We start from the raw sequence: 13,460 nt of genomic DNA on the forward strand, positions 1-13,460 counted from the left end.
GCTCATGACTCCAGGTGATCGCCGGACGACCGGGCCGGGACGTCGTCCGGCTCGGTCGTGGTGAAGGGGCGCGCGGTCGCGAGCCCGGCGAGCAGTCCCGCACCCGCGGTCACGGTCATGAAGCTCAGCGCGTTCCCGATCGAGGCGATGGCGGCCAGCGCCGTCAGAGCCGCGCCCGTGGTCAGCGCGATGGGGGTGGAACGCGGCGAGCGCAACAGCGCGTACAGGACCCAGCAGAAGGCCGCCCCGAGCAGGGCCACGCCGACAACGCCCTGCTCGGCGGCCTGCTGCAAGGGCGCGGAATGGGGTTTGCCGTCGGGCAGCAGCGACTGGGCGACCGTGGGACTGAACTCCCCGTAACGTCCGGGCCCGACCCCCAGAGCGGGATCGGTGCGGGCCATGTGCAGGGCGTCGTGCCAGAGCTGGACCCGGTGCTCGGTGAGCCGGCCCTCCAGGGACGCGGTCAGTCCGCCCGGCAGCGTGTCCTCGCCGATGGCCCAGGTCGCCCCGGTCACCAGCACGGCGGCGGCCGCCAGACCCGTGAGGGCGAGGGCGCGACGTCGCACACGGGCGGCGGCGAGCGAACACAGCAGGACCCCGACGCAGGTGACGAATCCGGTGGTCGATCCCAGCACCGCGGCCGTCACCGCGATCGCGGCGGCCAGCAGTCGCAGTGCGAGACGCAGGGCGGGCGGGCGTGCGGCCCAGGCGGCGCAGCACGCGGCGCCGGAGGAGAGGGTCAGCAGGGCGGCCGTGGCGCCGCTGTGGCCGAGTTCCAGGCTGATCTGCGGGCCGGGTGTGGCGATGGCGAGGCCGAGTCCGGCCAGCGCGCCTGCGCAGGGGGCGGCGACCGGCAGGAGTGCTCCGAAGATCCGCCCCGAGGCGTAGCCCGCCGCCACGGCGAGCACCGCCAGCAGCATGCCCTCGGGCCGGCCGTCGTGCGCGGTCGCCGTGATCAGCGACCAGGCGGCACACGCCGCGAGCACGGCCACGCCGGCGCCGTCCGCGCGGCTGCGTCTTTCGCCCGTGGCCGCCGAATCAGCCGTGGAGACCATCCCCGTGGAACCCACCCCGTCGCCCCCCGACTCCGCCTGACCTCGGGTGCCGTCACCGCATCAGGCCGCACGTCAGAGGCTCGGGCACACCGTAACGGGTGATGCGCCGGTTTGGGGACATGTTGTGCAGGAACGTTGCAGCAGATGCGTACGAGGGGACCCGCCGAGCGGTGTTCCGCCCATCGGGACCGAAGAGGCCGAGCTGTCGGCGCCCAGGTCAAGCGCCGTACACTCCCCAAGTGACCGCCACCGCAACCACCGTAGACGAGCCGGAACAGCTCGAACCCCAGGCCGTGCCCGCTTCGCGCGGTGCCGCCCTGGTGCGTCGCCTCGTTCCGGCCGCCGCCGCGGCGCTCTCCGGAGTGCTGCTGTACGTCAGTTTCCCGCCACGGACCCTGTGGTGGCTGGCCCTGCCGGCCTTCGCGGTCTTCGGTTGGACCCTGCGCGGTCGCAGCTGGAAGGCCGGTCTCGGCCTCGGCTATCTGTTCGGCCTCGGATTCCTGCTGCCGCTGCTGGTGTGGACCGGGGTCGAGGTCGGCTCCGGCCCCTGGCTCGCGCTGGTCGCGGTGGAGGCGGTCTACGTCGCGCTCGTCGGCGCGGGGATCACCCTCGTCTCCCGGCTGCCGGGGTGGCCGCTGTGGGCGGCGGCCATCTGGATCGCGGGAGAGGCGGCACGCGCGCGTGCGCCCTTCGGCGGATTTCCCTGGGGCAAGATCGCGTTCGGGCAGGCGGACGGTGTCTTCCTGCCGCTCGCCGCGCTCGGCGGCACTCCGGTGCTCGGCTTCGCGGTCGTGCTGTGCGGCTTCGGGCTGTACGAGATCGTCCGCCTGTCCGTCGAGGCGCGCGGCACCCGGGTCCTGCGTCGCGGCGCGGCCGCGGTGGCGCTGCTCAGCGTCGCCGTCCCGGTCGTCGGGGCAGCGGCCGCGCGGACGCTGGTCAGCGACAAGGCCGAGAACGGCACGACGACCGTCGCGCTGATCCAGGGCAACGTGCCGCGCGCGGGACTGGACTTCAACTCCCAGCGGCGTGCCGTCCTCGACCACCACGTGCGGGAGACCGAGCGCCTGGCCGCCGAGGTCAAGGCGGGCAAGGCCGCCAAGCCCGACCTGGTGCTGTGGCCGGAGAACTCCTCCGACATCGACCCGTTCGCCAACGCCGACGCGCGCTACGTGATCGACGGGGCCGCCAAGGCGATCGGCGCCCCCATCTCCGTCGGCGGGGTCGTCGAGCGGGACGGCAAGCTCTACAACGAGCAGATCCTGTGGGACCCGGCCAAGGGCCCGGTCGACACGTACGACAAGCGGCAGGTCCAGCCGTTCGGCGAGTACCTTCCGCTGCGTTCGCTGCTCGGGGCCATCAACGAGAACTGGACGTCGATGGTGCGCCAGGACTTCAGCCGTGGCACCGAGCCGGGCGTCTTCACCATGAACGGCACCAAGGTCGGCCTCGCCACCTGCTACGAGGCCGCCTTCGACTGGGCCGTGCGCAGCACCGTCACCGACGGCGCGCAGATCATCTCGGTGCCCAGCAACAACGCGACCTTCGACCGCAGCGAGATGACCTACCAGCAGCTCGCCATGTCCCGCATCCGCGCCGTCGAGCACAGCCGCACCGTCACCGTGCCCGTGACGAGCGGTGTCAGCGCCGTGATCATGCCGGACGGGAGGATCACCCAGAAGACCGGGATGTTCGTCGCCGACTCGCTGGTCCAGAAGGTGCCGCTGCGCTCCTCCGAGACCCCGGCCACCCAGCTCGGCATCATCCCCGAGATGTTCCTGGTGCTGGTCGCGGCGGGCGGCCTCGGCTGGGCCGCGGCGACCACGGTGCGCGCGCGGCGGAACACCGACGCCTGATACGCGGTCCGGGGCCCGTGCCGAGGTGACGGAATCGCGCCGCTAGGGTCGGGGCCATGGCTACTCCCGACTTCATCCGCGAGATCCGCGCCTTCGCGGGCCACCAGCTCCTCTGGATGCCCGGGGTGACCGCCGTGGTCTTCGACGACGAGGGCAGAGTTCTGCTCGGGCAGCGTTCGGACAACCACCAGTGGGCGCTCATCTCCGGTATCCCGGATCCGGGAGAGCAGCCGGCGGCCTGCGCGGTGCGCGAGGTGTACGAGGAGACCGCCGTGCATGTCGAGGTCGAGCGCGTCGTCCTGGTCCGGGCGGGGGAGCAGGTGACGTTCGCCAACGGCGACGTCTGCCAGTTCATGGACACCACGCTCCGGTGCCGCGCCGTCGGAGGTGAGGCCCGTGTCAATGACGACGAGTCCCTCCAGGTCGACTGGTTCGACGTGGACGCTCTGCCGAAGCTGAACGAGCAGGCCCTCTTCCGGATCAAGCAGGCGCTGGTTGACGCACCCACATGGTTCGAGCCTATGACCTGAGTGTGAAGTGTGTGGACCGACCACATCGGTTGGGGCGTGGGGGCTGCCTAGGGTCGAGGCATGACCGAGCCCAGCGCCCTCTCGGGCCCCCACGCTTCCGCACTCGACCTCGGCGGCCGCACCGCCCTCGTCACCGGCGCCGCGAGTGGCATCGGCCGCGCCTGCGCGCTGCGGCTCGCCGCCGCCGGAGCCAAGGTGAGAGCGGTCGACCGGGACGCCGGAGGCCTGGAGACCCTGGCCGACGAGATACACGGCCTGGGCGGGACCGTCGAGCCGCACGTCCTCGACCTCACCGACCTCGACGCCGCGGAACAGGCCGCGGCGGGCACCGATGTCCTCGTGAACAACGCCGGGCTGCAAATGGTCCGCCCCATCCAGGAATTCCCGCCCGAGGTGTTCCACACGGTGCTGACCGTGATGCTGGAGGCGCCGTTCCGCCTCATTCGCGGTGCTTTGCCCCACATGTACGGGCAAGGGTGGGGCCGCATCGTCAACATCTCCTCCGTCCACGGGCTGCGCGCCTCGGCGTTCAAGTCCGCATACGTCGCCGCGAAACACGGCCTGGAAGGCCTCTCGAAAACCGCGGCCCTCGAAGGCGCACCCCACGGAGTCACCTCGAACTGTGTGAACCCCGCCTATGTGCGCACCGCACTGGTCGAGAAGCAACTGGCCGACCAGGCTCGGACACACGGCATCCCGCGGGAGCGCGTCCTGACCGAGATTCTGCTGAAGGACAGCGCCCTCAAGCGTCTCATCGAGCCGGCGGAGGTCGCCGAGGCGGTGGCCTACCTCTGCGGACCGCAGGCGGCCTTCATGACCGGAACATCGCTGACGCTGGACGGCGGCTGGACCGCGCACTGAGCGAGGCCGAGCCCGCCCCGCGTCGAGCCGTATCGGAGCAGGTCGTGAGTTATCCACAGGGCCGCGGCGCCGATCCGCGGATGCGCCATCCTGTTGCCATGTTCCGCGATCACCTGCCATCAGCCGAGCGCTCCGCCGACAGCGTGGAAGCGCCGTTCCTGGAACTCCTGGCCAGAGGAGCGACCGCCGACGCCTACGAGCAGCCGGTGCTCCTCGCCCGCGCCGAGGGCCTGCCCGCCGACCGCGTCGCCGCGCTCGAACAGGCCAAGCTGCTCGCCCTGCGCGTGCGCACGGAGATAGAGGGACGGCGCCGCCGCGAGGCCGAACTCTCCGCGCTCTTCGAGACCGCGCACGACCTCGCGGGCCTGCGCGACCTCGACGCCGTGCTGCAGGCGATCGTGCAGCGGGCCCGGTCCCTGCTGGGCACGGACGTGGCGTATCTCAGCCTGAACGACACGGCCAGAGGCGACACCTATATGCGTGTCACCGAAGGCTCGGTCGCCGCACGGTTCCAGCAGTTGCGGCTCGGCATGGGGGAGGGCCTGGGCGGGCTCGTCGCGCAGACCGCCCGCCCCTACGTCACCGACGACTACTTCAAGGACGAGCGCTTCCAGCACACCCGCACCATCGACGCGGGCGTACGGGACGAGGGGCTCGTCGCGATTCTCGGCGTGCCCTTGATGATCGGACCCCAGGTCATCGGCGTGCTGTTCGCGGCGGACCGCCGGGCGCGGGTCTTCGAGCGGGAACAGATCGCACTGCTCGGCTCCTTCGCGGCCCTCGCCGCGGCGGCCATCGACACGGCGAACGCGCTGGCGGACACCCGATCCGCCCTCGACCGCCTGGGCCGCGCCAACGACATCATCCGGGACCGCAGCGGAGTGATCGAGCGCGCCTCGGACGTCCACGACCGGCTCGCCGAACTCGTGCTGCGCGGCGGGGGAGTCCATGACGTGGCCGCCGCGGTGTCCGAAGTCCTCGACGGCACGGTCGAGTTCGCCGAGCCCGGCGCCACACCGGCCACCGCGGTGGAGGCCGCCCGCGCCGACGGCCACGCCGTGCGACACGGGGACGACTGGGTCACCGCTGTGGCAGCCGGCGGCGAGCTGCTCGGCGCCCTGGTGCTCCGCGGGCACCCGGGCCTCGACCCCGTCGACCAGCGCACCCTGGAGCGCGCCGCCATGGTGACCTCGCTGCTCCTGCTCGCCAGACGCTCGGCCTCAGAAGCCGAACAGCGCGTACGCGGCGAGCTGTTGGACGACCTGCTGGACGCCCGGGACCGCGATCCGAGGCTGCTGCGCGAGCGGGCCGCGCGGCTGCACGCCGACCTCGACGGCCTTCACGTGGTGCTCGCGGCCCGTCTCGACGCCACGGCCGCCGACGCCGACCAGGAGGCGAGCGCACGCAGACGGCTGTGGTCCGCCGCGTCCCATCTCGCCACCACCCGCCACGGACTGGCGGCCGCCCGCGACGGCGGCACCGTCCTGCTGCTCCCCCTCGGACCCGGCGACACAGCGACGACACTGGCCCGCCGCACGGCCAGGCAGCTCGGTACCGCCGTCCACGAAGCGGTCAGTGTCGGTGCCTCGGCACCCGTCGACCGGCTCGCGGCGCGTCCCGAAGCGGTGGCCTCGGCGTACACGGAGGGCCGACGCTGCCTGGAGGCACTGCGCCTGCTCGGCCGGGCCGGCGACGGCGCGGCCGCCGAGGACTTCGGGTTCCTGGGACTGCTCCTCGCAGGGGACCGGGACATCTCCGGGTTCGTCGACCGCACCATCGGCGGAGTCGTCGCCTACGACGAACGGCGCGGCACCGACCTCTTGCACACCCTCGACGCGTACTTCGCGAGCGGCATGAGCCCGGCACGCACGAAGGACGCCCTGCACGTGCATGTGAACACCGTCGCGCAGCGGTTGGAGCGGGTGGGCCGCCTGCTCGGGGACGACTGGCAGAGCCCGGCCCGCACACTGGAGATCCAACTCGCCCTGAGACTGCACCGGTTGTCGTCGGGCGCACCGCGCTGATCCCCGCACGCGGATCGCGTACGGGGATCAGGGGTGCGGGCCTCGGTCAGACGGTGCGGGCGTCCGCCGGCGTCGCGGAAGCGGGCCGCTCGTCGGTCGTGGCCTCGACGTCGGACAGGTCGCGGCTGCGGGTCTCCTTCGCCAGGCCCACGGCGATCAGGGTCAGGACGACCGCCCCGATCACGTACAGGGAGATGGGGGTCGAGGTGCCGTACGAGGAGAGCAGCGCCGTCGCGATGAGCGGTGCGGGCGCGCCCGCCGCGACGGAGGCGAACTGGGCGCCGATGGAGGCACCCGAGTAGCGCATCCGGGTCGCGAACATCTCGGAGAAGAAGGCGGCTTGGGGTGCGTACATGGCGCCGTGCAGGACCAGGCCGACGGTGACGGCGAGGACCAGATTCCCGAAGCCGCCGGTGTCGATCAGGGAGAAGAACGGGAACATCCAGAGGCCGATTCCCGCGGCGCCGAACAGGTAGACGGGGCGGCGGCCGACGCGGTCGGAGAGCGCGCCCCAGGCCGGGATGACGGCGAAGTGCACGGCCGAGGCGATGAGGACGGCGTTGAGCGCGGTCTGCTTGGAGACGCCGGCGGAGGTGGTGGCGTACACGAGGATGAAGGCGGTGATCACGTAGTAGCTGATGTTCTCGGCCATGCGGGCGCCCATCGCGACGAGCACGTCCCGCCAGTGGTGACGCAGGACGGCGACCAGCGGAAGCTTCTCCGGCTTGTCCGTTCCCGCCGCCTTGCGGGCCTCCGCCTGGGCCAACGCCTGCTTGAAGACGGGCGATTCATCGACAGACAGACGTATCCACAAACCGACGACGACCAGGACGCCGGAGAGCAGGAAGGGAATGCGCCAGCCCCAGGAGACGAAGGCGGCGTCCGACTGGGTCGCGGTGAGCAAAGAAAGGACGCCGGTCGCCAGGAGCTGGCCGGCGGGTGCTCCGGTCTGCGGCCACGACGCCCAGAACCCTCGCCGCTTGGCATCGCCGTGCTCGGACACCAGCAGGACGGCGCCGCCCCACTCACCGCCCAGCGCGAAGCCCTGCACCAGGCGAAGTGCGGTCAGCAGGACGGGGGCCGCCACGCCGACGGTCGCGTGCGTGGGCAGCAGACCGATCGCGAACGTCGCCCCGCCCATCAGCAGCAGGCTCAGCACCAGCAGCTTCTTGCGGCCGAGCCGGTCGCCGTAGTGCCCGAAGACGAGCGCGCCCAGCGGCCGGGCCGCGAACCCGACGGCGTAGGTCAGGAAGGAAAGCAATGTGCCGACGAGCGGGTCGGATCCGGGAAAGAAGAGCTTGTTGAAAACCAGGGCGGCGGCCGAGCCGTAGAGGAAGAAGTCGTACCACTCGATGGTGGTGCCGATGAGGCTGGCGGCGACGATGCGCTTGAGGCTGGCGGGGGGTGGGGGAGCGGTGGTTCCGGAGGCCATGTGCGCCACTTCCTCGTGTGCGGTGGGGACGGGTACGTGTTGGCACACGGTAGGAAGACGCACGTCAGGGGCACATGTGGTGGGGCAACATAGTTCGAGGGTTGGCTATGCGTGTGGCCACCATGCCAGGGTTGCGGAAGGCCGGTTCAGGGGCTCGTAGGTGGTCGAAACTGGTGCCGTCTGGCTGCGCCCCGGCACCGTACGGCTGCCCCCGTGGCCCGGCCGGCTCCCGTTCACCGCTGGAGATGGTCCACCGCAACACCGTCCACTACCGCATCCAGCGGCCGTCGACCACTACCACCTCGACCTCGACGCCAACGCCTTCGACCTCCACTTCGCCCTCAACGTCCGCCGCTGGCACGGGGCGGAAGTCCTGCGCCGCAAGCGCAGATGATGGAGTCATGGGGGCCCTTCGTCACCTCATCAGTTCCCTGAAGTGGACACTCGTCCGGCTCTCTGGACACGCGTCACCGCATCCGCATCCGCCACCTCGACGAGACGCTGCGGGGTAGGTGGCGCCGACCCTGCCGCAGTTGGGGCGCGTTCCTGCAGTGGGACTCGCGCCGACGTTGATCCTGGTACCCCGTCCTTCTGTCGCCGGCTATTTGGTCCGCAGCATGAGGGCAAGACGTGTGTTGTCGCCGTAGACCCCGGTCTCATCGCCGCGGATCCCGTACCGCTTCTGAAACAGGGTCACTGCCGCTCGGATCTCGGCGTCGTAGCGGCCGTCGATCGGCCCACCGTCGTAGATGCCGGGTATCTGCAGGAGACGTACCTGCAACTCGTAGACGCCATGGCCGCTGTCGCCTTGGCGCAGGACGCCCGTGCCCGGGATTTCGGGGAGCGGCGGGTCAGGTGTGCCGTGCGGCGGGCGGTTCGACTGCCCTTCCGTCGGGAGGGAGGGGTCCTTCGGCGCGGGAGTCGCCGGCTGTGGGGATTCCATGTGCCGGGCAGGCGAAGAGGAGGTCGCAGGGTCGGCGTTGTGGTAGGTCAGCAGCCACGTGGCGAGGATCAATCCGCTCGCCGCGCCCAGCCCGAGGATTCCGGTGATTCGCAGGTCCCTGCGGCTGGTGAATCGCCGCCGTCTGCCGCCGGTCTTCCTCCCATGTGCGCGGGCGGATGGCGCAGATCCCCTTAAGGGCGCCGTGTCGAGCTGGTCGAACGGGACGGCAGCACAGCGGGAGACGTCCGGCCAAGCGCCCGGCCGGGGGGTCCTGCTCGACGAGCTTTCCTGCCAGGGTGCCGGAGCTGGGAGAGCCACGGCTGGTGCGACAGCCTCCGGTTCCGGTCCACCGGCCGTCGGCGGCTTTCCCGTCGACGGGGGTGGGACGGCCTCCAGCCCTCTGGGCAGCCCCGGTGGCTCCGCAACGACAGCCCGCGGAGTGTCGTGGTGCAGGCCGCCAGTCGGCAGCGATTCAGTGGCAGTTGGGCGGTGGGGCCCGGGACGCTCTGGTTGCGTGCCTGACGACACACGTCTGACTGGCAGTGCCTGGCCGGATGCGGAGCAAGCCGGGGTCGACGGGGACGAGGTCGGCTGGGGAAAGCGGGCATCCCCGGTCGGGTGACCGTGCCGGCTCTGGGGCTGAGACGGGCCTTCGACCTCCTGGTTCTCGTCGCGCAGGAGGTCGGCGCGTGCGGCATCCAAAGCGTCCAGCACGGCTTGGAAGGAGTCTCTGATCCCTTGCGCGATGTCAGGGTCCGAGCCGGGAGTTCGCTCAGGGTTGGCGTCGTTGCGACCCACCGAGTCCTCCTCAACTTGTCTTGTTTCTGACGGCCCATTTCTTTCATCAGCGGCGGTCAGGTACCAGCTGTAGGGTGGTGATCACTGCGAGGGCCTCTGCGCAGGGCGCCCCGGTGGCGGGTTTCCCTCTCTTCTCAGGGAGGCAATACGTAGGCCGCGCGGCTTTGTCTTCATCGTGCGGCCGGTATGTAACCCACGCCTCATCCAGAGCCCGGGCGGTGGTACAGCCGCACATCTCGTTCTGCAGAGCCCCGAATTCGCCGAACCGTGGATCCGATCACCGCGTCCGCGCATGTGACACGCCGTGCTGGAACTGCACGACCCTTGGATCGGCTGGGTGGCAGTACCTCGGGGCTGCCCTTCGAACTGTCCCTGATCGTCACCGGCACAACGTCAAGGAGGCCGCTGTCATGCGACGCCTGGCCGAGCGCTACGGGTGCGGGCTTCGGGGTGCCCATGGTTGGGTGGCTAGGGGGATCGGCGCTGGCTGGTCCCCGATGGCCGCCTCACAGCGGCCGGCGAGGCTTTTCTCTCCCGCGGTCTGGCAGGGGAGGTCGAGCCGTGGGAAGTGAGCAGCACTCGGCCCGGATCGAGCCGCAACCGTTCGGCTCGTACGCGGAAGCTGCCGCGCCGTCCCGATCATCAACGTCCCTTCCAGCAGAGTTACCTACCCCACTCTTCAGCCTGTGGGTGAGTACTCATTCGATGCGCCCCGTTGAACCCAGTAACCGGTGACCCACCCGCAGACCGGTAAGTGAGGTTCGTACATGTCAAAGATCGGTCCGAAACAAACCCAGCGGCGTCTCCCCACCGCTGACTGCTGCCCGGATTGGGTGCACCTTTGCTCCCGTCAACTCAAGGACTGAGAACGGTCGCTTCATGGACTACTGCATCCCGTGCAGCCGCACGCTCAACGGCACCGTTACCTGCCCAGAGTGTGGGGCATACGACCCCGGCATGGCACAGCCGAGCGATCGGAGAGACGGTGCTCCGGCCGTCGAGGCCGCGATGCCGGAGGTCCGCTCGAGTAGGGGACCGAGCTCCTCCGGGTCGCCCCTTCCCGGGTCAACGACTGCCTCGCAAGACCTGCCGGCTGACCGGTACGACCGTCCGGCGCGGCTGAAGAAGTATGCCGCCCGGTCTCTTGCCGCAGCCGCCTTCACCCTCCTCGGAGGCCTGGCCAGCGCATCGGTGTTTCCCCAGTCGACGGCCCCACGAGCAGCCTCGATCCCGGAACAGCCGTCCCCCGAAGAGCCCGGGGTCCGCGTTCCCGATACACAGGCTTCACCGGAGCGTGTGACCACGCACCCGGCCCGAAAGGGCGTCCGGGACCGAAACGGGGACGGGATCCGGCGTCCTCTGCCAACGGCGTCTCGCAGCACGTCACCGGTCTCTCGGCCTCCCGCCACCACCAGTGCGCCGCCACCAGTGAAGGCGAAGCCGACCCCCCGAGCCTCCAGCGGCCGCCGCCCCAGCTCGCCCTCGCAGAGGGCAACCCCTTCCGCGAGGCCCTCCGCCAGTCCTTCGGCGAGTCCTTCCGTCAGTCCATCCGTCAGCATCAGCGCCTCTCCTACCAGTTAGTGGCTCGCCGAGCAGCAAAGGGGAAGCCGGTGGCTGAAACGCCGGCAGGGCTCCCGACCCCAGAAACCTCCACCTGATCTGCGCACGGCATCCGCCTGATCGGCAGCGGGCTTGCCGGCGCCAACAGAGGCCACAACCACGCACCCTTCTGCCGTCAACAACGTGCGGCACGTGGACTGCGGCCAGGAGTGGGAGCCGTTCATGTCTGTCCGTCGTCCCTCTGATCCGCATCCCACGCACTGGACACCGACGAGTAGCCGGCACGATTCGGTGCTGGGAACGTGCGATCGCCCACAGTTATGTTGTGCACAATCAAATTGCGTACTAGCGTCTGTGCGCAGTGCACCACGAGAGGGAGGCGGCGCAATGAATCCTGTCCGTTACGAGGACTACCGACCCACCGAACGCCCTTCCTACCAGGAGGAGTTGGAAGCAGTTGTCGCCCAGGTCGCGCGTCGTACTCGCGCCTCGGTCGAGCGCGAGACCGTCGGCCGCGCTGTCCGAACGGCCCACGGCAAGACCTACGGCCTCCTCAAGGCCACGGTCACGGTTGGTGACAATCCTGGCTTCTACCGGCAGGGAATCTTCGCGCGGCCGACCGCGTACGACGCGGTCGTCCGCTACTCGAACGGCTTGGGCCACGACCGCCCCGACCACCAGCTGGGCGCGGCTTGCGGAATGGGCATCAAGCTGTTCGGAGTTGCCGGCCCCTCGCTGCTGGACGACGAACGAGACAGCGGCACCTTCGACCTCAACCTGATCAACAACGATGTCTTCTTCGCGAACACGGCCTACGACTACATGGTGATCGAGGATTTGTTCGCCGAATTGCCCGAGGCCCTCGTGGACCCAGCCCGCCGCAAGACCTGGATGGCGGAGTTCCTGACCCGCCGGCTGACGCTCACCGATCCCGACAGCTGGCTGTGGGACGAACTGCTCGCCATGCTGTCGTTCACCGGCGTCCCGCGCAGGAACCTGCTGTCGTACAGCTACAACAGCATGGGTGCCTTCCGGTACGGCGACCACATCGCCAAGATCCGTACCGTGCCGACCGCCGCGTCCCTGGCCTCCATCACGCAGCAGATCGTGGACGTGCGCGCGGACAATGAGGCATTCCGCCGCACCCTGGTGGCCGAGGCCGCGGAGCGAGACCACTCCTTCGAGCTCCAGGTCCAGCTCAACACCGATCTGACCCGTATGCCGGTGGACAACACGTCCGTCAAGTGGCCCGAGGAACTGTCCCCCTGGGTGACGGTCGCCCGGGTGGATCTCCCGCGCCAGGCTATCGGCGGGTACGACAACCTGGCGGCCGCCGACGCCACGTCGATCACGCCGTGGCGTTCACGCGAGGACCACCGGCCCATCGGCGAGATTCAGCGGGTGCGGCAGGAGGTGTACCGGCGCTCGTCCATCGAACGGCACCGCGTCAACGGGCAAGAGCGGCGCGAACCGACCGGCAGCGCTGAGCTGCTGGGCTGAGCTGCCTCGGTCGCCCGCCGCCACGCAGGTCAAGTGGGCCCGGCACCGCCGTCCGCCGGCCCGCTGGGCACCCAGGGGCGCGCGGCGGCCAGGTGGTGGCTGGCGGATTGGATGGCCAGCAGGTGTGTGGTGCCCCGTAGGCCGGCGCCGACTCCCGCGGCTCGGATCGGTTGAACCCGTGCACGAACCGCTGGTGGCCGGCATCCAGTTCACTCGCCCACAACCTGACGTCAGCAAGGTCCCCATCCACAACCACGCACGTCATCTGCAAGCACCTGCGACGTCAAAACCCTGGGCGTCGACTTCGCAGGGCCGCCTGCCTTTGACCGGATCGGGCTCGGCCGGTCGAGTCTGACCCAACTGGTACGGGACCAGGAGGGCCGCGGGTGGGTGCTGCGGTGCCCACCGCTGGGTCGCCTGTCGGCGTCGGCGCACGACGTGGCCCGCGAGGCGCGGATTCTGACCGCGCTGGAGTGCGCTGCCGTCTCAACCCCGTGGATGCTCGGGCCGACCGACGGTCTGTGGGCGAGCAGGTCGTTGGCGCCACCTGCCTGTACGCCGTGTACGACCCGGACTCCCGGCGCCGCTCCGTGGGCCGCGTCGGCCACCCGCCGCCGGTGGTGACCGCTCCGGATGCACGGGTGGCTCCGTCGACCTGCCCGCCGGCCCACCGCTCAGCCTGGGCGGGCTGCCGTTCGAGGCCGGGGAGGTCGACGAACTGTGACCTCCAGTGGCCTCCAGATCCCCTTCCTCTCTGCCCCGAGCTCCCCTCCGCCGCCCCCGACCAGCACGGTCGAGCTCCGGTGCTGGGTGCGCGCTGACTTCAAGGCCACCCATGAGGTAAAACCGTCCGGCTCCCCTGCTGACTTGGTGCTGACCACGCTCCCGTGAACTCGGGCATCTG

Annotated in this window: 9 protein-coding genes and 1 pseudogene; 7 read left to right on the top strand and 3 right to left on the bottom strand. The window is 70.3% G+C overall.

Annotation, left to right across the window (positions count from 1 at the left end):
- Positions 1 to 2: 2 nt before the first annotated feature.
- Positions 3 to 1,055: an O-antigen ligase gene (locus OOK38_RS29090; protein ID WP_266765565.1), complete on the bottom strand. Its 1,053-nt coding sequence runs from the start codon at positions 1,053 to 1,055 to the stop codon at positions 3 to 5.
- Between the two features lie 239 nt (positions 1,056 to 1,294).
- Here OOK38_RS29090 and lnt point away from each other — a divergent pair, with 239 nt between their 5' ends.
- The 4 genes from lnt to OOK38_RS29110 all read left to right on the top strand — a co-directional run bounded on the left by lnt (position 1,295) and on the right by OOK38_RS29110 (position 6,323).
- Positions 1,295 to 2,908 (top strand): apolipoprotein N-acyltransferase, encoded by a 1,614-nt coding sequence (gene lnt, locus OOK38_RS29095; RefSeq protein WP_266755722.1) that lies wholly within the window; start codon positions 1,295 to 1,297, stop codon positions 2,906 to 2,908.
- 56 nt (positions 2,909 to 2,964) lie between these two features.
- A complete protein-coding gene (locus OOK38_RS29100) occupies positions 2,965 to 3,438 on the top strand; it encodes an NUDIX domain-containing protein (RefSeq protein ID WP_266755720.1) in 474 nt (157 codons plus the stop codon).
- A gap of 60 nt (positions 3,439 to 3,498) precedes the next feature.
- Positions 3,499 to 4,299 (top strand): 3-hydroxybutyrate dehydrogenase, encoded by an 801-nt coding sequence (locus OOK38_RS29105; RefSeq protein WP_266755718.1) that lies wholly within the window; start codon positions 3,499 to 3,501, stop codon positions 4,297 to 4,299.
- Positions 4,300 to 4,397: 98 nt separating this feature from the next.
- Positions 4,398 to 6,323, top strand: a complete 1,926-nt coding sequence (locus OOK38_RS29110) for a GAF domain-containing protein (RefSeq protein WP_266755716.1) — start codon at positions 4,398 to 4,400, stop codon at positions 6,321 to 6,323.
- 46 nt (positions 6,324 to 6,369) lie between these two features.
- Here the strand turns inward: OOK38_RS29110 and OOK38_RS29115 are convergent, their stop codons facing one another.
- Positions 6,370 to 7,755, bottom strand: a complete 1,386-nt coding sequence (locus tag OOK38_RS29115) for an MFS transporter (protein WP_266755714.1) — start codon at positions 7,753 to 7,755, stop codon at positions 6,370 to 6,372.
- Between the two features lie 160 nt (positions 7,756 to 7,915).
- On the opposite strand from OOK38_RS29115, the gene OOK38_RS29120 reads away from it, so the two are divergent.
- A complete protein-coding gene (locus tag OOK38_RS29120; RefSeq protein ID WP_266755712.1) occupies positions 7,916 to 8,149 on the top strand; it encodes a hypothetical protein in 234 nt (77 codons plus the stop codon).
- Between the two features lie 207 nt (positions 8,150 to 8,356).
- Here the strand turns inward: OOK38_RS29120 and OOK38_RS29125 are convergent, their stop codons facing one another.
- Entirely contained in the window at positions 8,357 to 8,770 is a 414-nt protein-coding gene (locus tag OOK38_RS29125) for a peptidoglycan-binding protein (protein ID WP_266848919.1), read from the bottom strand.
- 2,673 nt (positions 8,771 to 11,443) lie between these two features.
- Here OOK38_RS29125 and OOK38_RS29130 point away from each other — a divergent pair.
- Together OOK38_RS29130 and OOK38_RS29140 are read left to right on the top strand one after the other, a co-directional pair.
- Positions 11,444 to 12,556 (top strand): catalase family protein, encoded by a 1,113-nt coding sequence (locus OOK38_RS29130; RefSeq protein ID WP_266755708.1) that lies wholly within the window; start codon positions 11,444 to 11,446, stop codon positions 12,554 to 12,556.
- Between the two features lie 533 nt (positions 12,557 to 13,089).
- A pseudogene (locus tag OOK38_RS29140) lies at positions 13,090 to 13,271 on the top strand (SpoIIE family protein phosphatase); the annotation flags it as partial.
- Positions 13,272 to 13,460: the final 189 nt, after the last annotated feature.

Origin of the sequence: Streptomyces sp. NBC_00568, from assembly GCF_026341855.1 — a bacterium.
Classification (GTDB): domain Bacteria; phylum Actinomycetota; class Actinomycetes; order Streptomycetales; family Streptomycetaceae; genus Streptomyces.